This window comes from Sphingomonas oligophenolica (assembly GCF_006438955.1).
Lineage (GTDB): Bacteria > Pseudomonadota > Alphaproteobacteria > Sphingomonadales > Sphingomonadaceae > Sphingomonas > Sphingomonas oligophenolica_A.
The window spans coordinates 60,027-80,605 of the sequence record NZ_RCZK01000014.1 but is presented as its reverse complement, the minus strand read 5'-3'; the positions used below and the strand labels follow the sequence as shown (position 1 = coordinate 80,605).

Sequence of the window (20,579 nt, the reverse complement as noted above, 5' to 3'; positions counted from 1 at the left end):
ATGCGCGGCTGGCACCGGGTCGATGCTGTAAGCGAGGTCGGACGGATCGAGGTCGGGCTGTTCGATCTCGATCTATCGCACGACGTGCTTGCCTGCTGCCATGAGTGGCTCGATGTCGACGAACGCGCGAGGGCGGCGCGGTTCCGGCACGACCGCGACCGCGACCGTTTCGTGGCGCGGCGTGGTCAGCTTCGCGAGCGGCTTGCGCAAAGCGTCGGCGAAGCGCCCCGGGCGGTGCGCATCGCGATCGACGCGCGCGGCAAGCCGTTCCTGCTCGATCATCCCGGGCTTCATTTCAGCGTCTCGCATTCGCATGGGCAGGCGCTGTGTGCGGTCGCGGTCGATGCCGCGGTGGGTTGCGACCTCGAATGGCGCAATCCCGATTTGGCCTGCCGCGCGGTGGCGGCGCGGCTGTTTGCGCCGCCGGAGACAACCGCGCTGGCCAACCTGACCGAGGCGCAGTGGGTCGAGGGCTTCTTCAACTGCTGGACCCGCAAGGAGGCGTATGTGAAGGCGCTCGGGCTGGGGCTGTCGTATCCGCTCGACGCCTTTGCGGTGTCGGTCGCGCCGGGTGAGCCCGCCACCTTGATCGACGCGCAGCCCGGCTGGTCGCTGGCGTCGTTCGAACCCGCACCCGGGTATCAGGCCGCGCTGGTGACCGGCACGCGCTGACGCCCGCGCGCGAGGTCAATCGCCTCGCGCAGGATGCTGCGGTAAAACACGCCTAGCCAGCCCAGATAGACCGCCACTCCCAACGCGACGAGGATCGCGACGCGGACCTGCGGGGCCTGCACTGGCAACCATCCATTGACGGTCACCACCGCCAGGCCCATCGCGAGCGCGGCGATCAGGACGGGCATGATCGCGCCGATGAGCATTCGCGCCGACACCCCGATGACGGGCAGCGCCAGCGCCGCGGTGATCGCGAGATAGAGCGGATAACCGACCAGCCACGACGCGGCGAGCCCGGTGACGCCCCAGTAGATCCCGATCACGAAACTGACGGGCATGATGACCGCGCCGATGATCCCGGTTCTGAGGCCGATCCCGGGGCGCCCGAGCGCGTCGCAGACCGGGCTGAAGAGCACCTGCATCGTCATCGCGGGCATCGCCAGTGCGAGTAGCCGCACGAGCGGCGCGGCGGCGAGCCATTTCGGGCCGAGCACGGTCGCGACGAGCGGCTCGGCGACCGCGGCGAGCCCGATGTAGAACGGCATGGCAATCAGCATCACCATCCGCGCCGAGCGCAGGAAGCCCAGCGCGACGCCCGCCAGATCGTCCTGCATTCGCGCGTAAATCGAAAAGACCACGTCGTTGATTGCGGGCACGAATTTCGACACGATGATCTGCGTCAGGAACAGGCCGGTCGTGTAAAGCCCCAGCGTCTCCGGATCGAACGCCCGCCCGCCGACGAAGACATCGGCCTGGCTTTGCAACAGCCAGAAGAGCTGCCCCGTCGCCATCATCGCGCCGAACTTGGCGAGCGTTCCAGCGCCGCGGAAATCGAACAGCGGGCGGTAGCGATGCCGCGAGGCGACCGTCATCCCGACCGCGCGCGTTGTGAACAACGCGATCGGCGCGGCGACGAGCGCCCACACCCCGAGGCCACCATACGCGCCCGCCAGCGCGGTCAGCGCGCCGGCGACCGAGGACGCAAGGTATACCCGGGCCTGATGCTTGAAATCGATCGAGCGCGCGAGCAGCGCATAGGGAAAGGCGACGAACGGCGTGGTGAAATACAGGAACGCCTGCACCCGCAGCAGATCCGCGACGATCGGCTGCCGAAAATAGGCGGCGGCGAGCGGCGCCAGCGCGAACTGCAGCGCGCCGAGCGAGAAGTTCAGCACGATCAGCATGCCGTAAAGCTGGCGGATCGAGCGTTCGTCCGCGACGCGTTGCTGGATGAGGCCCCGAGTCAGCCCGGCGCCGTTGAGCATGTTGAGGAACGCCAACACGACCTGGGTCATCGCGAAGAGCCCGTAATCCTCGGGATCGAGAATCCGGATGACGAGGAACGTCGCGGCCCAGGTGATGAGCTGCCCGACGATCTGCGCGCCCGACCGCCAGATGATCGCGCCGCGCGCTTGCGCGAACAGCGGTTCGGGTTCCGGATCCAACCGATCGGCCGTGGCTTGCAACATCACCCCACCATGGACGCGGCATACTTAAGCGCGGGTAAAATGTGGGCAAGCATTCTGCGCGAAATCAACGGGCTGGGCTGATTGCGACAGAGTGCCGTTCGCAGGAACCTGCGGGCGTCAACGCCTTCGGTGAGATATCATTTCGGCTGGCCGTTACCAGCGACGGAGGGCATCTTGAACCGAATGCGCTCGACGCAACCGACCAGCCCCTGACCGTCGGGCATCTTCGCGCCCTGGAGAACGTTGACAGCTGCAGTCCCGAAATCCTCGGCCGGTTGGGCTGCGACGACCCGGATGTTGCCGACCGCCCCCCACGGCGCGACATCGTACACCAGAATCGCCCAACCCTCGACCGAGCGACGGCGATAGGGATCCGGATACCGTAACGTCGGCCGGGTTACCCAGTCGTGTCCCTCCGGACAGGTCGCGCCGTCAGGACGGAATGCGGCGGCGTGGGGCATCGCTGGTGCGACCAGCGTCGCGGGCGCCCGCCAATAGGGGTACAGGCATCCGCGGCGGGCACCATCGGTGAACCGCGAAGCCGCGACCGCCTTCACCGCCGCGGCGGTGAGTTCCGCATTGCCCGTGCCTTCGACCGGATGAACATCAATCGGATGACCGCGGGGGTCGAGATCATAGCCGACCAACGACCAATCCTTCACCCCCGGCGTAGCCGGCAGCGTGTCGAAAGCCGGATAGGCGCGCACCAATGGATCGGGACGCGGCGCATCGGCGCATCCGCCGGTGCCGCCGATCCGCGCCCAGCCATCCGGCGGTAGCGCACCCGAGAGCGGCGTGATCGAATAGGAGATCAGGTCGGATATTGGCGTGGCGGCAATGGTGGTCTGGCGCGCTAGATACGTCACCGTGCAAGCACGCTGTGGTTGACCGGATGGGAAGGGCGTGGCGGCGAGCGAGGGGCCGATATCGTCGTTGTCGAAGAGGGAGGGACTTGGCGCGTTCCGTTTGATGTCGGTCGTCCGACCGGCGGCATCGATGTCGAAACTGTAGGTAACGGGGTTGAGAGTGGTTTGGGTCGGCCACGTCAGGGTCGTCCATGGTCGTCGCGTCGGTGTTGCCGTCACCACGTGGCCGTCGCACCGAATCTCGCCCGGGATCCACGCCAGCAGCATCCGCTGCGCGCTGGCCACTCCGGGTGCGATGGGAGCAGGCGGCACCTGGGCGCTGGCGACTCCTGACCAAGTAGCGATCGCTAACAGTGGACCAGCGGCGACAGTAATAAGGACAACGTTCCGCCGGAGAGCGGTGATCGCGTTGCAAGTGACAGGCAATACTCGTTCAATCATTGCGGTCATCGATATTTCGCCCTGCTTTTGTAAATCGCGAATGTTTGATCATGCGAACATACGAAGCGCGTAAGGCGCAGCGCAAGGCGGATATCCGCCATCCAGACATCAAGCTAGTCGCCGCCGTCTCGAGCAATAACCTTCAGCCGGTAAAGCGTATCCAGCGCCTCGCGCGGGGTGAGCGCGTCGATGTCGAGCCCCTCCACCTCGCGCCGGATCGGGTCGCATTGCTGCTCCTCCGCTTCCTGCGCGGCGGCGAAGAGGGGGAGGTCGTCGAGGCCTGCCGCGAGGCCGCCGGTTTTCGCGCGCCCTGCCTCCAATTTCGCGAGCACCGATTTGGCGCGCGCTACCGTCGCGGGGGCCATTCCCGCCAGCCGCGCGACCGCGATGCCGTAGCTGCGATCGGCGGGGCCGTCGGCGAGTTCGTGGAGCAGGACGAGATCGCCCTTCCATTCGCGCGCGCGGACGTGGTGGAGGGTGAGCGCGTCGCAGCGTTCGGCGAGGCGGGTCAGTTCGTGATAATGCGTCGCGAACAGGCAGCGGCAGCGGTTGTGGTCGTGGATCGCCTCGACCACCGCCCAGGCGATCGCGAGCCCGTCATAGGTGCTGGTCCCGCGCCCGACCTCGTCGAGGATGACGAAGCTGTTGGGGGTCGCCTGCGCCAGGATCGCGGCGGTTTCGACCATCTCGACCATGAAAGTGGAGCGCCCGCGCGCCAAATTGTCCGACGCGCCGACGCGGCTGAACAGGCAATCGACGAGGCCCAGAGTGGCGCTGGTCGCGGGGACGTAGCTGCCCGCTTGCGCGAGGACCGCGATCAGCGCGTTCTGCCGCAGGAAGGTGGATTTTCCGCCCATGTTGGGGCCGGTGACGAGCCACAGCCGCGAGGTTTCGGAGAGCGCGCAATCGTTGGCGACGAAGCGGTCGCCCGATTTGGCGACGGCGGCCTCGACCACCGGGTGGCGCCCGCCTGCGATCTCGAAACAGGGGTGGTCGACGAGGTGCGGGCGCGCCCAATTGCCCTCGATCGCGCAGGTCGCTAGCGCGGCGGCGACGTCGAGCCGGGCGAGCGCGTCGGCGGTGGCGGCGATCGCATCGCGGCTGCCAAGCGCGGCGGCGGTGAGATCCTCGAGGTGAGCGGCCTCCGCCGCCAGCGCGTGCGCGCCGGATTGCGCGACCTTCGCGGCGACGTCGTGGAGCGCGGGGGTATTGAAGCGGACGACGCCCGCAAGCGTCTGGCGGTGGGTGAAGCCGCTGTCGGGCTTCATCAGCGCGTCGGCTGCGCGCGCGGGAACCTCGACGTGATAGCCGAGGACGTTGTTGTGGCGGATCTTCAACCCGGGGGTGCCGGTCGACGCCCTGAACTCCGCCTCGAGTGCGGCGATCGCGCGGCGACCGCCCACGCCCGCGTCGCGCAGGTCGTCGAGCGCGGCGTCGTAGCCTGCGGTGATATAGCCGCCGTCCGAGGCTTCGATTGGAGGGGAGGGGACCAGGGCGCGTTTGAGGAGGTCGATGAGTTCGCCATGGCCCGTGAGACGGGGGAGGAGATCGGCGAGGAGGCCGGTCTGTTCCTCGTTGGCGAGTCGCTCCCGGAGTAGCCAGGCACCGTCGAGGCCATCACGCAATTGTCCAAGATCGCGTGGGGAGCCGCGGCCCGCGGCGAGGCGCCCGATCGCGCGGCCGATGTCGGGTAGCGCGCGCAGCGCGCCGCGGAGGCGTTCGCGCGCCGCGTCATCGGCGTGGAAATGGTGGATGAGGTCGAGCCGTGCCTCGATGGCGGCGCGGTCCATCAGCGGCGCCCCGATGTCCGCCGCCAGCGCGCGCGCGCCCGCGCCAGTGACGGTGCGGTCGATGCAATCAAGGAGGCTGCCCTTACGCTGGCCGCCCGCGGTCTGGGCCAGTTCCAAACTCTCGCGGGTCGCGGCGTCGATCGCCATCGTCTCCGCCGCGCGGGTGAGGTGCGGGGGGCGCAGGAAAGGGAGAGCGCCCTTGGCGTTGTGTTCGAGATACGCGACGAGTCCGCCCGCCGCGGCCAGCCCTGCACGGGTGAATTCACCGAAGCCGTCGAGCGTCGCGACGCCGTAGAGGCGTTTGAGGCGTGCCTCGCCCGCGCCGCTGTCGAAATCGTGGCGGGGGCGCAAGGTGGTCGCCGCGTCGGCATGGCCGCTCGCGTACGACGCGACGACCTCCGCTGCGCCGAGTCGGGCAAGTTCGGCACCAAGCGCATTGGCGGTGCAGTCGATCACCACGAAGCGGCCAGTCGACACGTCCGCCGCGGCGAGCGCGACGCCGCCTACGGCTTCCCCGATCGCTACGCACCAATTATCGGCGCGCGCGTCGAGCAAGGCCTCCTCGGTCAGCGTACCCGCGGTGACGACGCGGACGATCGCGCGGTTGACGAGCGCCTTCGACCCCATCCGTGCCTTGGCGGCGGCGGGGCTTTCGGTCTGTTCGGCGATGGCGACGCGATGCCCTGCTTTGATCAGCCGCTGGAGATAGCCGGTCGCGGCGTGGACGGGGACGCCGCACATCGGGATCTTGGTGCCTTCATGCTCGCCGCGCGCGGTCAGCGCGATGTCGAGCACTTGGGCAGCGATCCGCGCATCCTCGAAGAACATCTCGAAAAAATCGCCCATCCGATAGAACAGCAGGCAATCGTCCGCCTCCGCCTTGAGCGCGAGATATTGCGCCATCATCGGGGTGGGGGCGGGTGCAGGGGCGTCGGCGGCCATGTCGTCTGATACGCGGCGTAGACGTGCGTTCAAGTGCCACCGTTCCCCCGCCTTCGCCGGGGAACGGAGTTATTTCGCCAGCCGGTGGTTCGCATTGAGCATCGCGTAGGTCTTGTCATAGCGGCCCTCCGCCTCGGCGTTGCGGAGCAGCTTGACCTTGTCGACCAGAATCTCGGGGCCGCGAGGGTTGGCCTTCAGCAATGCGATCACCTCGGCGATGAAGGCGTCGAGCGGCATCGCGCCGGGGTCGTCAACTTGGCCCGGCATCAGATCGGTCGCGACTTGCGGCGGGACCAGCTCGATCACATCGATTCCGGTCCCGTCGAACTGGCTGCGCAACGATTGCGACCAGCTGTGGATCGCCGCCTTGGTCGCGCCATAGGTCGGGGTGTAAACGAGCGGGACGCTGGCGAGCCCTGAGGAGACGGTGATGATCGTTGCGGATTCCTGCGCTTTGAATTGCGGGAGCAGCGCGGTGGTGAGGCGGATCGGGCCGAGCAGGTTGGTCGCGATCGTCGCTTCCGCCTGCGCAAGGTCATAGGGGTCGGCGGTCATGTCCTCCGCCTTCATGATCCCGGCATTGTGGACGACGACGTTGAGCGCGGGATGATCGGCGGCGAGCTTTTCGGCCACGCGCGCGATATCAGCCGGGTCCGCGACATCGAGTTCGATCCACGCCATCGCGTCGTTGGCGGCGCATACGTCCTCGAGCGGAGCGCGGCGGCGGCCAGCGATGACGATGGTGTTGCCCTCGGCGTGAAGCGCCTCGGCCAGGCCGCGGCCGATACCGGTGCCGCCGCCGGTGATGAGGATGGTGTTACCGGTGATGTTCATGGTCGGCCTGCCTTGCGATGGGTGAGCCTGCCAAGCGTCCGACGCCGGGGACGGTTCCCATCGGCGGCGCGCTTGCCTAAGGCTGATCACGAACTCGCCGGGACGATAGCTTATGGCCGATACTCAATTCTCCGATCGCGAGGCGCTGCTGTTCCATTCGGAAGGGCGCCCCGGCAAGATCGAGATCGTCGCCACCAAGCCGATGGCGACCCAGCGCGATCTGGCGCTCGCTTATTCGCCCGGCGTCGCGGTCCCGGTCCAGGCGATCGCGGATGATCCCGCCACCGCCTATGATTACACCGCCAAGGGCAATCTCGTCGCGGTGATCAGCAACGGCACCGCGATTCTGGGGATGGGCAATCTCGGCGCGCTGGCGTCGAAGCCGGTGATGGAAGGCAAGGCGGTCCTCTTCAAGCGCTTCGCCGACGTCGATGCGATCGATATCGAGCTGAAAACCGAGGATGTCGACCGCTTCATCGACGCGGTCGAGCTGATGGAGCCGACCTTTGGCGGCATCAACCTGGAGGATATCAAGGCCCCCGAATGTTTCATCATCGAGCAGACGCTGCGCGAGCGGATGAATATCCCGGTCTTTCACGACGATCAGCACGGCACCGCGATCATCTGCGCGGCCGGACTCATCAACGCATGTTTGCTGACGGGACGCAAGCTCGGTGAGATCAAGGTCGTCGTCAACGGTGCGGGCGCGGCGGCGATCGCGTGCACCGAGCTGATGAAGGCGATGGGGGTGCGCGGCGACCACGTCATCATGTGCGATCGCACCGGTGTGATCTATCAGGGCCGCGACGACGTCAACCAATGGCAATCCGCGCACGCCGCGGTGACCGAGGCGCGCACGCTCACCGAAGCGCTGGTCGGCGCAGACGTGTTCCTCGGCCTGTCGGCGGCGGGCGCGCTCAAGGGCGACATGGTGATCGAGATGGCGAAGGCGCCGATCATCTTCGCAATGGCGAACCCAGTGCCCGAAATCCTGCCCGAGGAGGCCAAGACCGTCCGCCCCGACGCGATCATCGCGACCGGGCGTTCGGATTACCCGAACCAGGTCAACAATGTGCTCGGCTTCCCGTTCATTTTTCGCGGCGCGCTCGACGTGCGCGCGACGGGGATCAACGATGCGATGAAGATTGCCGCCGCCAATGCGATCGCCGAACTGGCGCGCGAACGCGTGCCCGAAGAGGTCGCGGAGGCCTATGGTGTCAGCCATCATTTCGGCCCCGAGTATATCATCCCCGCGCCGTTCGATCCGCGGTTGATGGAAAATGTCTCGATCGCGGTTGCCAAGGCGGCGATGGACACCGGCCTCGCGACCAAGCCGATCCTCGATCTCGAGGCGTACCGCCAGCACCTGCGCGGCCGGCTCAACCCGACCACGTCGGTGCTGACGCTGGCCTATGAGGGCGCGCGGGCGAGGCCCAAGCGGGTGTTGTTCGCGGAGGGCGAGGAGGAAGTGGTGCTGCGCGCCGCGATCCAGTTTCGCGAAGGGGGTTACGGCACCCCCGTCCTCGTGGGTCGTGACGACGTGCCCGATCGTCTGCGCGCGCTCGGCGTCGTCGACCCGCAGAGCTACGAACTCCACAACAGTCGGACCTCGACGCTCGTGCCCAAGATGGTCGATTTCCTTTACGGGCGTCTCCAGCGGCGCGGCTATCTGCGCCGCGATTGCGAACGGATGATCAACCAGGATCGCAACATCTTCGGCGCGGTGATGCTGCAATTGGGGGAGGCCGACGTGATGATCACCGGCATCACCCGGACCTATGCGCAGACGATCCGCGAAATCCGCCGCGTGATCGACCCCGAAACCGGACGCACCCCGTTCGGCATTCATGTCCTGGTCGGGAAAAGCCACACCGTCTTCATCGCCGATACCACGGTCAACGAGCGCCCGATCGCATCCGAGCTTGCCGACATCGCCGAACAGACCGCGCAGGTCGCGCGCCGGATGGGGCACGAACCGCGCGTCGCGTTCCTGAGCTATTCGACCTTCGGTAACCCCGCGGGCAAATGGCTCGAAAGCATGCGCGACGCGGTGAGCGAGCTCGATCGACGCCAGGTGGGGTTCGAATATGAGGGCGAGATGGCGCCCGATGTCGCGCTGAATCCGCGCCAGCTTGCCAATTATCCGTTCGCGCGGCTGTCCGGCCCCGCCAACATCCTGATCATGCCGGGGCTGCAGAGCGCGAACATCTCGGCCAAATTGCTGCGCGAACTCGGCGGCGACGACATGATCGGGCCGATGCTGATCGGGATGGAGAAACCGGTGCAGATCGCGCCGATGACATCGACCGCGGGCGACCTGGTGACGCTCGCGGTGCTCGCGGCGGGGGGAATCGCGCGGTAGGTGGCGTCAGCGCTAGTACAGCTGGCTGTGTGATCCCACGGTTTGATGGTGCGATCCTTTCGTTGGGATGGAAGGAGGCCATATGGGACAAGTTCGTCATGGGAGCGCCACGACCACGCACACCGTCCGATCAGAAATATAGCGATCGCAAGATTCGCTCACGGCGCTGAGCCGGGAGCTGGGCATCAACCCGAAGACGGTGGCGAAGTGGCGCAAGTGCGCGACGGTCGATGATCTGGAGGCAAGACCGAAGGCCTATTGCTCCTACGTTGACCGAGGCTGAAGAGGCGACGGTTGTCGCGTTCCGAAGACACACGCTGTTAACGCTGGACGACTGCCTGTTGCGCTTCGACATGATCTGCGAGGCGAACGACATCGAGCATCGGCTGACCAAGCCGAACCACCCCTAGACCAATAGCGAGGACGAGCGGAGAATCCGCACCACCAAGGAGGCGACCGTCACGCGCTTCCACTACGAGAGCCACGACCAGCTACGGACGCATCTCGATGACTTCATTGCCGCCTATAACTTCGCTCGCCGGCTCAAGACGCTCGCTGGCCTCACACCTTGATGATCGGAGGAATGACCAGGATTCGCCCAACCCATCAACCGATCGTGCTGCAAAGCATAACGGTTGTGCGCATCGAGAAGTCTCCGCGGTCACGGGACTTTATGCGATACGCTGACGCGCCCAGTCACCAACCTTACCCAATCGTATAACGACTTCCTCACATCAGCCCCGCCGATCGTAAAGCGGTCTCAATAGTATGCTGAATTCCGGCGTGAGGCTCACGCCAGCTTGTTGATTTCGTAGCGTCGGAACGCGGCACGTCAGGATGTTGAACAGCGTGCTCTACGCCTGCCAACTCGGGGTCGAGTAGACCCCATTGGTCTGCGCTGTGCCAAGCCGACGAAATGCCCACATCGAGGATATACGGAGCGGGCGATCCACCCGCCGTTTTCCCCGCCGTTGCGATTGGTGTCCCGTGTCCCATGCCGGGGATCCTGAAATCCTCGATCACAATGCGGCCGTCACCGTCCTGCCATTGCCGATGACACGCGCCGTCGATTTTCTGTTCGCGGTCTGGCTTCGCGGCAACGCCATGGACGTTTTGCCACTGCGCCAATATCGCCTCGGCATTGCTCGACGCGACGGTCGCATCGGCGCTCCCGTGCCAGACGGACACCATCGGCCACGGTCCGCGGTGATCGGACGACTGGCGCACATGGTCGGCCGAGCGCGTCGCATCAAGGTGGCCATGACCACGCATACGATCAAACGCTTGGGCCATCGTGCTTGCAGCGCCGGCGGGCAGTCCCGCGATGATCGCGCCCCCCGCGAAGACGTCGGGATAGCTGGCGAGTAACGACGCCGCCATTGCCCCGCCCGCCGATAAGCCCGTGACGAAAACGCGTGCAGAGTCGATGCCGTACCGATCGATCATCGCAGCGACCATGTTGCGGACCGACATGACCTCGCCCGAGCCGCGGCGCGTATCATCCGGCGAGAACCAGTTGAAACACAGGTTCGGGTTATTGGCGCGTTGCTGTTCGGGAAAGAGCACCGCGAAGTGGTGTTTCTCGGCCAAAGCCGACCAACCCGTGCCGCGATCATAGCCAAGCGCGGACTGCGTACAGCCATGCAGGACAACGACGAGTGGCAGTGGACCCTTCGCATCCGGGACGTAGAACCACGATTTCAGATTTCCGGGATTGGAAAAATCGTTTTCCAACGACATCCAATTCGATGTCCGAGCGTCGCCGGGTTCAGGCTCGAAACCGCGCGGAGCGTTCCGGAGGCGTTCGATCGTGTCGTTCAGATGGCGCATGATGGCTCCGTCGAGTAAGGGTACGCCCGCAACGACGCGTTATGCTGCATCGCAGCATGTGGCGAGCGTCTTTGACTTTTCAATATTTATTTGTCGATACTCCGGCATCACCCACTAAAAGATTGCCGCGCTATGCGGCCAATCATTACGCGCCGCGTTTGAACTGATATCGCTCAAAGCCAACGCGGTCGGCGACGAATATCGAAGCGCATGAAAGGTATCGGCGCTGGTCCCCATCGCGATCTGCATTCCGGCGAGAAACGAAGCTGCGGAGCTGAAGAGGCTCTTTTCCGCGCTCGAGCATCTCGATGTCCGTCCCGAACGGGCTATTTCGATATGCCTGTTACTCGATAGCTGTACCGACGACAGTGCCATGCTCGTGAACGCATATGCTGCCAGTTCTTCCCATCGCATACTGATCGCCAAGACCGACGCTTCGACAACCAACGCCGGACGGGCGCGCCACCAGGCGATGACGATGGGATTGGCGGCGCTCGCGGGCGCTGACGGTATCCTGCTCACCACCGACGCGGACAGTACGCCGACGTCATCTTGGCTGGAGGCGATGGCCGCAGGCCTCGACCATGCGGACATCGTCATCGGCAAGGTGATCCGTACAGGCCGCCGTCCACACCAGCTCCAAGAGCGAATCGAACGATATTATGACTCGCTGCACGCGTTGCGACGACGACTCGATCCCGTGCCGTGGGAGGCGTTGGTGACGCATCATCAGACCACGGGTGCGAATATGGGCATCTGGGCGAGCGCCTATCGACGGCTCGGCGGGTTCTCGCCTGTCGAAAACGGCGAGGACGCGCGATTGTCTGATGACGCTTCGCGCGCTGGCCTGCGCGTCAGGCGTGACGCAGCGTGCGTGATGCTTACGTCCGATCGTCGTGATGGGCGCGCTCGGGGCGGCATGGCGAATATGCTTCGCATGCTTGAGGCCGGCGATGTCGGCGCAGTGTCGGTGGCCCACCCCCAGGATGTCGCGTGGCAATATCGGATGCATGCGCTGGTGCGGGCAGCGTACCAGGAAATTCAACTTGAGCGTGTTGCCGTCGCACTTGGCCTCACGCGCGACCATGTCGTTGGTGTCGCGCGCGATTGCCCCAACGCCGAAGCCTTGGCGATGCGCATCGTACCCGAACCGCCTGCGGGGATGCGGACGGTTCCCTTAGTCGTTGCCGAGGACGAGATCGCGCGGATCGCGTGCGGACGCGCGGCGGCATGATCGATCTGCGCACCATCATCGCCCAACGTACGCGTCAGCTCGCTTCGCTCCGCGATCCGGACGATGCTACCGCACTCCTTGCGCTGCTGCGCCTGCTGTACGAGACGGGGCGGCAGGACCTGCCGCTCGGGCGATTGTTCGAAGGCCATGTCGACGCGTTGCAGATCGTGTCCCGCTATGGCGATAGTGGTCAGGTGTTGGCGGCCGCGGCCGCGGCCAGTGCCGGTGCCGCGTTCGGCGTGTGGAATGCCGATCTCCGCGACGAGCCGCTGACGCTGGACCAGTCATGCCTGACCGGCGGCAAGAGCTTCGCATCGGGTGCCGGTATTCTATCGCACGCGCTGGTCAGCGTCGACGTCAAGGGTGGTCGCCAACTCATCCTGGTCGATCTTGGAAAGGCGCGACCGGCGATCGACCGGAATTTCTGGTCGGTCATCGGGATGCAGCGATCCGCGACGCATATCGTCCGCTGGGATGGCGCGCGGATCGACGCCGCCGATGTCATCGGAACGCCCGGCGACTACGTCCGCGAGCCGTGGTTTAGCGGTGGCGCGCTACGGTTCGCCGCGGTGCAGGCGGGGGGCATCGCGGCGCTGGTCGACCGCACGCGCGATCACCTTGTTACGGCGGGCCGCGCGGATGATCCCCATCAGGCGGGCAGACTGGCGGCGCTCTTTGCCGCTGCAGAGGCTGCTGCCGGTGCGATCCGGGCTGCTGCCGCCACATGGTACACCGACGAGGACGCCAGATTACCGATGGTGTCGGCCGCGCGAGCGGCGGTGTACGAGGCGGGCGGACTGGCATTGACGCTCGCGCAGGAGGCGGTCGGCGTCCAGGCGCTGTTCGTTGACCACCCCTTGTCAGCGACGATCACCGATCTGTCGATGTATCTGCGCCAGCCCGGACCCGACGCGCAGCGGATGTGCGTGGGTGCCGCCGTCGCAAGCGGTCTCATTCGACCATCGCTGTGAAGCTTCGGATCGGCACACCCCGCTGCCTGCTCGTGATCGCGCCGCATCCCGACGACGAGACGATCGGCGCGTATGCGCTGATAACGCGCATGCGACGCCGCGGCGTTAAGGTGCGCATACTGGTCGTGACCGACGGTGGCGCATCGCACACCGCCAGTCCGACCTGGCCGCGGCATCGGCTGATTCGCGAACGACAGCAGGAAACATTTCGCGCCGTGCGTCAGCTCGGTATTTTCCGGGGCGCAGTCACCTTTTTGGGTTTGCCCGACGGACGACTGGTCCAAGAAACGCGGAGCGCAAACCGCCTGATCGCAGGCGCAATTCGGCACGCACCTAAGCCGCTGCTCGTGGTTGCCCCTGCCTGCAGCGACGATCACCCCGACCATCGTGTCGTTGCGACGGCGGTTGGCGGCGCGCGGCAGGCCCGCGTCCGTCGCCTTGCCTACTCCGTCTGGCCCGCGGGTGCCGCGATCCGTCATGCGGGCGCGGTGACGCTTAGCGCGCAGGAGCGACTCGCCAAACGCCACGCAATCCGCAGCTATCGGACCCAAGCGGGGCGGATCAGGGATGATCCCAACGGCTTCGCAATGACACGCGCCCAGATCGCGGCGTTCAGCCGAGCGGTCGAAACCTTCGTCGAGCGCGCCGAATGAGACCGATTACGCTCGCGGGGTTCGACGCCAAATTCGCAGATAGCGACGACCCATGGCAAACCTTCGAGGGTCCTGACGAAATCCTCAAGCGCAAGGCCATCCTTCACGCCATGGGGCCTGCGCCTTGGGGACGCGTGCTCGAACTGGCCGCAGGCAATGGGTCAAACAGTGCAGCAATCGCTCCCCGCGCGCTTCGCTTCGACGCGACTGAGGCCACCGAGAGCGGCGCCGCATTGGTGAAGAAGGCGGTTGCGTTGCGCGGAGGGGGATCACGCGCCGGTCGGACGCGCGTAATGCGGCTGGCGGTACCCGCGCGATTGCCCCGTCAACGCTATGACGGCGCCATCGTCGCCGAGCTGATCTACTATCTGACGCCGCTCGCCATGGGCCGCACCGCGCGGGACGTGGCCCGCGCCATCAGGCCGGGGGGCGTGCTCGTCCTTGCCCATCACCGGATCGACTTTCCCGATTTCGCCCAACATGCCGCCACCCTCCAGCGTCGGTTCCTCGCGGCAACGCGGCAGCGGTGGCGCGTACGAATAGTCCGCAGAACCGGCCACTGGGTCGTTCTTTCCTGTCGGCGCGGGCGCTGAGATAACCGCCGTCAACGGCAGCTATCGATCATGTCCGACGCATCTCCGGACCTGGCTATGATCAAGATCAGCGCGATTGGATCTGATCCTGTGGTGCCGATCCAGACCGCGGGGTGTTCACCTGTCGAAACGATCTTTTCCTCAATCTCAGGACATGGACATGACCAAGACCCCTAACCCCTCAATCGGCAATGGCGGCGAACCGCATCAGCGCGCTGATGGCGAGGAGAGGGTGCTCACGACCAACCATGGCGTGCCCATCAGCGACAATCAGAACAGCCTTAAGAGCGGCGCGCGCGGTCCGACGCTGATCGAGGATTTCGTGCTGCGCGAAAAGATCTTTCACTTCGATCATGAACGCATCCCCGAACGCATCGTCCACGCGCGTGGATCGGGCGCACACGGTGTCTTCGAAGCAACCGACGACATCTCCGATCTGACCCGCGCGGCGGTGTTCAGGCATGGTGAGAAGACCGAGGTATTCGCACGCTTCTCGACCGTCGCCGGCGGATCGGGATCGGTCGACACCCCCCGTGACGTCCGCGGGTTCGCGGTGAAATTCTATACGGACGAGGGCAATTGGGACCTCGTGGGCAACAACATCCCTGTGTTCTTCATCCAGGACGCGATCAAGTTTCCCGACCTGATCCATGCGGTGAAGATGGAGGCCGATCGCGGTTATCCGCAGGCTGGCAGCGCGCACGATACGTTCTGGGACTGGGCATCGTTGTCGCCTGAATCGACGCACATGCTGATGTGGGCGATGTCCGACCGGACGCTGCCGCGCTCGCTGCGGATGATGGAAGGGTTCGGAATCCATACGTTCCGCCTCGTCAATGCCGAGGGCGTATCGAGCTTCGTCAAGTTCCACTGGAAACCGCGGCTCGGCGTCCAGTCGACGATCTGGGACGAGGCACTCAAGCTTCAGGCGGCCGATAACGACTATCACCGCCGCGACCTGTTCGAGGCGATCGATTCCGGCTCGTTCCCGCAATGGGACCTCGGCATCCAGGTGTTTGACCAGGAGTTCGCGGATGCGCAGCCTTATGACGTGCTCGATGCGACCAAGCTGATCCCGGAGGAGGACATTCCCGTCCGGCTGATCGGCACGATGACGCTCAACCGCAATGTGGATAATTTCTTTGCGGAGACCGAACAGGCGGCATTCCTGCCGTCGAACGTCCCGCCGGGAATTGATTTCTCGAACGATCCGCTGCTTCAGGGGCGGTTGTTCAGCTATCTCGACACGCAGAAGTCGCGGCTGGGCACGACGAATTTCCACCAGATTCCGATCAACGCGCCGCGCTGCCCATTTGGAAATTTCCAGCGCGACGGGATGATGCAGACCAATGTGCCCAACGGCCGCGCGAATTACGAGCCCAACAGCCTTGCCGCGCATGGGGAAGAGGGCGGCCCGCGCGAAAGCATGGACGGCTTCTCAACAACCAATGCAGTGACCGGCCCAGACGAAATGGGCGACAAGCTGCGCGTGCGCCCCGAGAGCTTTTCCGACCATTACAGCCAGGCGCGGCTATTTTACCGATCGCAGGATCCTCATGAACAGGCGCATATCGCGTCAGCCTTCGTCTTCGAACTGTCGAAGGTCGGACTGCTCGATCAGGTGCCTCCGCGCATGGTCGCCAACCTCCGCAACGTCGACGAAGACCTCGCCAAACGCGTTGCCAAGGGCCTTGGCATCGATCTTCCCGCCAAGGCGAAGGCAGCGAAGGATCCCGTTGATATGGATCCGTCGGACGCGCTGTCGATCCACAAAAATATGAAACCGACGCTCGAAGGGCGCGCGGTCGGTATTTTGATCGCCGATGGTACCGATGCGGTTGCGCTCGACAAGCTGATCGCCGCGATCGCCGAGACCAAGGGCAAATCAGTGATCGTCGCACCCAGGGTCGGGGGCGCGAAACTGTCGAATGGCAAGCAGCGCAAGGCCGATGGCCAGTTGGCGGGCACCCCCAGCCAGCTCTTCGACGCAGTGGCGATCATCGTGTCGGATGAAGGCTGCGCAGCCTTGATGCAGGAATCGGCAGCGGTCGAATTCGTGATGAATGCCTTCGGTCATTTGAAGGCTGTCGGTGCGAGTGAGGCCGCACAGCCCTTGCTGGATAAGGCGGGCGTCGAACCCGATGATGGTATCCTGGGGATCGACGGAGCGTTCGTGAAGGCCGCCGCGATGCGCTTCTACGATCGCGAACCGTCCGTGCGCATGCTCGCCTGAGCATTTAGACCGATGGCGGATTTGGCAGGCTGGGTTGCGCTGGAGACGACATGCACCGTCGCAGTCATGACCGCTGCCAACCTTGGCGCGCGGGTGATCGGTTAGGGCTTCGTGATCTTCACGGGAGGTGCGGTGGCAGGAGAGCTGGGGATCATGCCGACGATGCTGCGTCGCTGGCGTGAGCAGCAGGAGGGCGGCGCTCCGCCGACAGGGCCGACGGCGCCGCCGCCAGTATCTGTGATGACATGGCCGGCGGATCAGGCGTTCGAGATCGCGCGGCTACGCCCCGGATCTGGGTCGATGCTCCCTGCGTGCTCGACCGGAGGCGGCTATGGCCATGCTCGCCGTCACGCTGTGCAGCGCAATGCTTGGCGGGCGACGGCAGCTCGCGAGAGACGAGGGGTCCCCTGGGTGAACCGGCAACCTCGAACCTGGCAGGCGGGGCGGTTGTGCGCCGTAGGCGCGGTGATTCCTCCGAGTTCGCGTCAGGCGGCGGAGCGCACCAGCGCACCGCTGGCCGATAGGCGCTGATGGAGGCTGTCGGCGGAGAGTTCGACGCCGTTGGGCCATGCCAGCGCACCGCTCTCGATAAAGGCGCGGGCGAAATAGGCGGGGTCGGCAAGCGGGCGGGTCATGACGGTGTCGCGCGCGATCAGATCGGCGGCGGACCAGTGCGCGGTGGTGCCGTCGGAAAAGACGAGCGACAAGGCCGAGTCGCCGTTGGGTCGAAGGTGGGTGAGCTTAATCATCTTGGTCGGCTCCGGCGATCATCTCCAGCGGCGTCAGGGCGCCGCCGCGTTGCCAGTTTGCCATGAGTTCGGGTCCGTGGTCGAGAGCCCATTGCTGCACGATCCGCGTCGGTTTGCGCGGCAGCGAGCCGCGCGTGATCTCGCCATCCTCGATCCGGACGAACGCCTCGAAGCCCTGGTAGCTGGCGTGGAAGTGCGGCGGAGGATGACCGTCGAAATACATCCGGATGACGATGCCGAAGAAGAGCGAGACGACGGGCATCGGAAGATTTCAGGTGAAAATTACCCGAAAATCAATGGCGGTTTTTGTGTGTCAGGATAACCACCAACCCCGCGGACAGCAGCCCATCTTGCGTTTCGCTCCGGGGGATGCGGCTATCGAGGCAAGACCGCAGCGGAAACTTATACGCCAATCAATGGAGATATAAAGTACTCAGGCAGAGCGTGCGCTGTCAGCGGCAGATGCCGTCGAGCGTCATCGTGCCGTAGCGGATGGGCCGCTCATGCTCGGGCGCGACCTTGCCGGTGCGGTTTTGAAACCGCCACGACGGATCGGAGAGGATCGTGCCGAACCGCTTCCGCGCGAGGTGGAGAGTAGGTCAGTGTGGGGCTGGAGCGGGTCTCTGGGGGAAAAATAGAGGGGTCTTTGCTAGGACGGCTCAGGTTGATTTGCACCTTTTTGCGGAGCAGCACGACGTGCGACCGCTGATGGCATTGTAAAGGCGTATGTCAGGAAGTTTTCGCAAAAGCTATGGAGGGCTTCGGCATCCTCTTTTGAAAAAGGGTCGTCCTCATGCGCAGCCTCATTTCCACCCAACCTAACTTCATTGGCCCATGATCCGAGTGCCGGCGTTATAGCATGCACGCTGACCAGTGACTTTATTCTAGTTGCAAGGTTTTTCTTGTCACTTCCTGGGTCAAGCACCTTCGTTGCACTCTCAAGTGATTTCCTATACATCATTCCAGCAGCATCGAAAGCACCTGACACTAAGCTACTTACGGCCTGCTCAAAAAAGCGTGCGGCGGATAGTGGTGTGTCCACCGGTGCTACAGCAGCTCGCGGTTCAGGCCATTGTTGGTCTACTACTATACCAAGACGCGCACCATCTCCTTGCAGTTGTGCAAGATTATACTTATTAGTTAATGTAAATGCGAAGATTGCTGCCTCTCTGCAATGTCCGCAGGAGAACAGTGCGCGATCATTTCCTTTTAGATTAGTCCATTGGCTGCGGGCCTCGAACGCAACGTGTTGAGTTCCGCAGTAGGGACAGTCTCTTTTCAGCGTAATACCCAACTTCTATTCCGCCGCCACCCCAGCCGCCGAGAACATGTCCCCGCTCTCGGCCACATCCTCGTTCGCCGCGGGTTTCCCCGCGTTCGCCTTCTGGCGCTTGTCGAAGCTGTCCCAGACGTCGTTCCACTGGCCCTTGGTCGCGGCCTTCGAATACTCCGTCGAGCGCTGTTCGAAGAAGTTGGCGTGCTCGACGCCGTTGAGCATCGGGGCGAGCCAGGGGAGGGGGTGTTCGTCGATCATATAGATCGGCTTCAACCCCAATTGGTTCATCCGCCAGTCGGCGATGTAGCGGATGTACTTCTTGATCTCCTTGGGCGTCATGCCGTTGACCGGGCCCATCTCGAACGCGAGGTCGATGAAATTGTCCTCGAGCCGGATCGTCGTCTGGCAGACGTCGGCGATGTCGTCCTTGACCGCCTTGGTCAGGCACTGGCGCTCGGCGCAGAAGGTGTGGAACATCTTGATGATGCCCTCGCAATGCAGCGTCTCGTCGCGGATCGACCAGGTGACGATCTGGCCCATGCCCTTCATCTTGTTGAAGCGCGGGAAGTTCATCAGCATCGCGAAGCTGGCGAAGAGCTGGACGCCCTCGGTGAAGCCGCCGAACATCGCGAGCGTGCGCGCGATATCCTCGTCGTTGTCGACGGTGAACTTCTGCATGTAATCATGCTTTTCCTTCATCTCGGCATATTCGAGGAAGGCGCCATATTCGCTTTCGGGCATCCCGATCGTGTCGAGCAGGTGGCTGTAGGCGGCGATGTGGACCGTCTCCATGTTGCTGAACGAGGTCAGCATCATCTTGATCTCGGTCGGCTTGAACACGCGGCCGTATTTCTCGTGGTAGCAATCCTGCACCTCGACATCGGCCTGGGTGAAGAAGCGGAAGATCTGGGTCAGCAGGTTGCGTTCGTGGTCGGTGAGCTTCTGCGCCCAGTCGCGGCAATCCTCGCCTAGGGGGACTTCCTCGGGGAGCCAGTGGAGCTGTTGCTGGCGCTTCCAGAATTCGAACGCCCAGGGGTATTCGAAGGGCTTGTACTGCTTGGAGGCGTGAAGAAGGGACATGGGGGTTACTCCGACTGGAAGGGGATAAGGGAAAGGATCATGCTTCGGTGCTCCACTGCCACATCGCGCTCGCCGACAGCGCGAGGACGAGACCGAAGGCGAGCGCCATGATGCCGACCATGCGATAGACATATACTTTGGCGGGGCCAGCGGGGCGGATCAGCGACAGGAGGAGCCCCACGCCGGTCAGGGCGAAGACCACGGCGACCGCATACATGATGGCGATCTGGAGCGTCATGCAGCGAACTCCGTCGTGATGCGTTTCACCCCCGACTCAACCACAGGAGGCATGTCATGCACGATCATAGCAACATCAAGGAACATATGAAGGTCATCGGCGCCGATGGCGTCCATGTCGGCACCGTCGATCATGTCGATGGCGAGCGGATCAAGCTGACCAAGACCGACAGCCCGTCGACCGAAAGCGGACAGGGTGCCAAGCATCATTACCTGCCCGCGGGACTGGTCGCCGAAATCGAGGGCGACACGGTGCGGCTCTCCGCGACCGCGGCGAACGCGGTCGACATGTTCGAGACGGCCGAATAACAGCGGCTCATTCGACGAATAATGAAGGGCGCGTGGGG

The 20,579-nt window shown here is 64.4% G+C and carries 18 protein-coding genes and 1 pseudogene; 9 read left to right on the top strand and 10 right to left on the bottom strand.

Going from position 1 to position 20,579, the window contains the following annotated elements:
• Entirely contained in the window at positions 1 to 672 is a 672-nt protein-coding gene (locus EAH84_RS13845) for a 4'-phosphopantetheinyl transferase family protein (protein ID WP_161978403.1), read from the top strand.
• Here EAH84_RS13845 and EAH84_RS13840 read toward each other — a convergent pair.
• The 4 genes from EAH84_RS13840 to EAH84_RS13825 all read right to left on the bottom strand — a co-directional run bounded on the left by EAH84_RS13840 (position 642) and on the right by EAH84_RS13825 (position 7,014).
• Entirely contained in the window at positions 642 to 2,141 is a 1,500-nt protein-coding gene (locus tag EAH84_RS13840) for a lipopolysaccharide biosynthesis protein (protein WP_194150409.1), read from the bottom strand. The two genes, EAH84_RS13845 and EAH84_RS13840, sit on opposite strands and share 31 nt — an antisense overlap.
• 137 nt (positions 2,142 to 2,278) lie before the next feature.
• Complete coding sequence (locus EAH84_RS13835; protein ID WP_241656612.1) at positions 2,279 to 3,292, bottom strand: energy transducer TonB; 1,014 nt, start codon at positions 3,290 to 3,292, stop codon at positions 2,279 to 2,281.
• Positions 3,293 to 3,561: 269 nt separating this feature from the next.
• Positions 3,562 to 6,144 carry a DNA mismatch repair protein MutS gene (gene mutS / locus EAH84_RS13830; protein WP_140872599.1) on the bottom strand — a complete coding sequence of 861 codons (2,583 nt, stop codon included), beginning with the start codon at positions 6,142 to 6,144 and terminating at the stop codon, positions 3,562 to 3,564.
• 105 nt (positions 6,145 to 6,249) lie between these two features.
• A complete protein-coding gene (locus tag EAH84_RS13825) occupies positions 6,250 to 7,014 on the bottom strand; it encodes an SDR family oxidoreductase (RefSeq protein WP_140872584.1) in 765 nt (254 codons plus the stop codon).
• Between the two features lie 112 nt (positions 7,015 to 7,126).
• On the opposite strand from EAH84_RS13825, the gene EAH84_RS13820 reads away from it, so the two are divergent.
• Positions 7,127 to 9,376 (top strand): NADP-dependent malic enzyme, encoded by a 2,250-nt coding sequence (locus EAH84_RS13820; protein WP_140872583.1) that lies wholly within the window; start codon positions 7,127 to 7,129, stop codon positions 9,374 to 9,376.
• A gap of 82 nt (positions 9,377 to 9,458) precedes the next feature.
• A pseudogene (locus EAH84_RS13815) lies at positions 9,459 to 9,945 on the top strand (integrase core domain-containing protein); the annotation flags it as partial.
• 160 nt (positions 9,946 to 10,105) lie between these two features.
• Here EAH84_RS13815 and EAH84_RS13810 read toward each other — a convergent pair.
• The gene (locus EAH84_RS13810) at positions 10,106 to 11,206 is read right to left on the bottom strand and encodes an extracellular catalytic domain type 1 short-chain-length polyhydroxyalkanoate depolymerase (RefSeq protein WP_140872582.1); all 1,101 of its coding nucleotides are present in this window, start codon (positions 11,204 to 11,206) and stop codon (positions 10,106 to 10,108) included.
• 226 nt (positions 11,207 to 11,432) lie between these two features.
• On the opposite strand from EAH84_RS13810, the gene EAH84_RS13805 reads away from it, so the two are divergent.
• The 5 genes from EAH84_RS13805 (at position 11,433) to EAH84_RS13785 (ending at position 16,890) form a co-directional block, all read left to right on the top strand.
• Positions 11,433 to 12,440, top strand: coding sequence for a glycosyltransferase (locus tag EAH84_RS13805; protein WP_140872581.1), 1,008 nt, complete (start codon positions 11,433 to 11,435; stop codon positions 12,438 to 12,440).
• Complete coding sequence (locus tag EAH84_RS13800) at positions 12,437 to 13,411, top strand: acyl-CoA dehydrogenase (protein ID WP_140872580.1); 975 nt, start codon at positions 12,437 to 12,439, stop codon at positions 13,409 to 13,411. Before EAH84_RS13805 ends, EAH84_RS13800 begins: the two co-directional genes overlap by 4 nt.
• Positions 13,363 to 14,064 (top strand): PIG-L family deacetylase, encoded by a 702-nt coding sequence (locus EAH84_RS16565; protein ID WP_338326042.1) that lies wholly within the window; start codon positions 13,363 to 13,365, stop codon positions 14,062 to 14,064. Before EAH84_RS13800 ends, EAH84_RS16565 begins: the two co-directional genes overlap by 49 nt.
• A 134-nt stretch (positions 14,065 to 14,198) precedes the next feature.
• Positions 14,199 to 14,657 carry a class I SAM-dependent methyltransferase gene (locus tag EAH84_RS13790; RefSeq protein ID WP_241656611.1) on the top strand — a complete coding sequence of 153 codons (459 nt, stop codon included), beginning with the start codon at positions 14,199 to 14,201 and terminating at the stop codon, positions 14,655 to 14,657.
• Between the two features lie 160 nt (positions 14,658 to 14,817).
• Entirely contained in the window at positions 14,818 to 16,890 is a 2,073-nt protein-coding gene (locus tag EAH84_RS13785; protein WP_140872577.1) for a catalase, read from the top strand.
• Between the two features lie 485 nt (positions 16,891 to 17,375).
• Here the strand turns inward: EAH84_RS13785 and EAH84_RS13775 are convergent, their stop codons facing one another.
• From EAH84_RS13775 to EAH84_RS13750, 5 genes are all read right to left on the bottom strand, one after another.
• Positions 17,376 to 17,639 carry a DUF2442 domain-containing protein gene (locus EAH84_RS13775; RefSeq protein ID WP_140872576.1) on the bottom strand — a complete coding sequence of 88 codons (264 nt, stop codon included), beginning with the start codon at positions 17,637 to 17,639 and terminating at the stop codon, positions 17,376 to 17,378.
• Positions 17,632 to 17,901, bottom strand: coding sequence for a DUF4160 domain-containing protein (locus tag EAH84_RS13770; protein WP_140872575.1), 270 nt, complete (start codon positions 17,899 to 17,901; stop codon positions 17,632 to 17,634). Before EAH84_RS13770 ends, EAH84_RS13775 begins: the two co-directional genes overlap by 8 nt.
• Before the next feature lie 387 nt (positions 17,902 to 18,288).
• A complete protein-coding gene (locus tag EAH84_RS13760) occupies positions 18,289 to 18,933 on the bottom strand; it encodes a DUF4145 domain-containing protein (protein ID WP_140872574.1) in 645 nt (214 codons plus the stop codon).
• Positions 18,934 to 18,936: 3 nt separating this feature from the next.
• Positions 18,937 to 19,995, bottom strand: coding sequence for a ribonucleotide-diphosphate reductase subunit beta (locus tag EAH84_RS13755; protein ID WP_140872573.1), 1,059 nt, complete (start codon positions 19,993 to 19,995; stop codon positions 18,937 to 18,939).
• A gap of 37 nt (positions 19,996 to 20,032) precedes the next feature.
• Positions 20,033 to 20,233, bottom strand: a complete 201-nt coding sequence (locus tag EAH84_RS13750) for a hypothetical protein (protein WP_140872572.1) — start codon at positions 20,231 to 20,233, stop codon at positions 20,033 to 20,035.
• A gap of 56 nt (positions 20,234 to 20,289) precedes the next feature.
• On the opposite strand from EAH84_RS13750, the gene EAH84_RS13745 reads away from it, so the two are divergent.
• Positions 20,290 to 20,541 (top strand): DUF2171 domain-containing protein, encoded by a 252-nt coding sequence (locus EAH84_RS13745; protein WP_140872571.1) that lies wholly within the window; start codon positions 20,290 to 20,292, stop codon positions 20,539 to 20,541.
• Positions 20,542 to 20,579 lie beyond the last annotated feature (38 nt).

Excerpts from the sequence above, each read along its gene's own strand:
- EAH84_RS13845 (WP_161978403.1), top strand. The coding sequence starts at position 1 with ATGCGCGGCTGGCACCGGGTCGATGCTGTAAGCGAGGTCGGACGGATC.
- EAH84_RS13840 (WP_194150409.1), bottom strand. The coding sequence starts at position 2,141 with ATGTTGCAAGCCACGGCCGATCGGTTGGATCCGGAACCCGAACCGCTG.
- mutS (WP_140872599.1), bottom strand. The coding sequence starts at position 6,144 with ATGATGGCGCAATATCTCGCGCTCAAGGCGGAGGCGGACGATTGCCTG.
- EAH84_RS13825 (WP_140872584.1), bottom strand. The coding sequence starts at position 7,014 with ATGAACATCACCGGTAACACCATCCTCATCACCGGCGGCGGCACCGGT.
- EAH84_RS13820 (WP_140872583.1), top strand. The coding sequence starts at position 7,127 with ATGGCCGATACTCAATTCTCCGATCGCGAGGCGCTGCTGTTCCATTCG.
- EAH84_RS13810 (WP_140872582.1), bottom strand. The coding sequence starts at position 11,206 with ATGCGCCATCTGAACGACACGATCGAACGCCTCCGGAACGCTCCGCGC.
- EAH84_RS13800 (WP_140872580.1), top strand. The coding sequence starts at position 12,437 with ATGATCGATCTGCGCACCATCATCGCCCAACGTACGCGTCAGCTCGCT.
- EAH84_RS13785 (WP_140872577.1), top strand. The coding sequence starts at position 14,818 with ATGACCAAGACCCCTAACCCCTCAATCGGCAATGGCGGCGAACCGCAT.
- EAH84_RS13775 (WP_140872576.1), bottom strand. The coding sequence starts at position 17,639 with ATGATTAAGCTCACCCACCTTCGACCCAACGGCGACTCGGCCTTGTCG.
- EAH84_RS13770 (WP_140872575.1), bottom strand. The coding sequence starts at position 17,901 with ATGCCCGTCGTCTCGCTCTTCTTCGGCATCGTCATCCGGATGTATTTC.
- EAH84_RS13755 (WP_140872573.1), bottom strand. The coding sequence starts at position 19,995 with ATGTCCCTTCTTCACGCCTCCAAGCAGTACAAGCCCTTCGAATACCCC.
- EAH84_RS13750 (WP_140872572.1), bottom strand. The coding sequence starts at position 20,233 with ATGACGCTCCAGATCGCCATCATGTATGCGGTCGCCGTGGTCTTCGCC.
- EAH84_RS13745 (WP_140872571.1), top strand. The coding sequence starts at position 20,290 with ATGCACGATCATAGCAACATCAAGGAACATATGAAGGTCATCGGCGCC.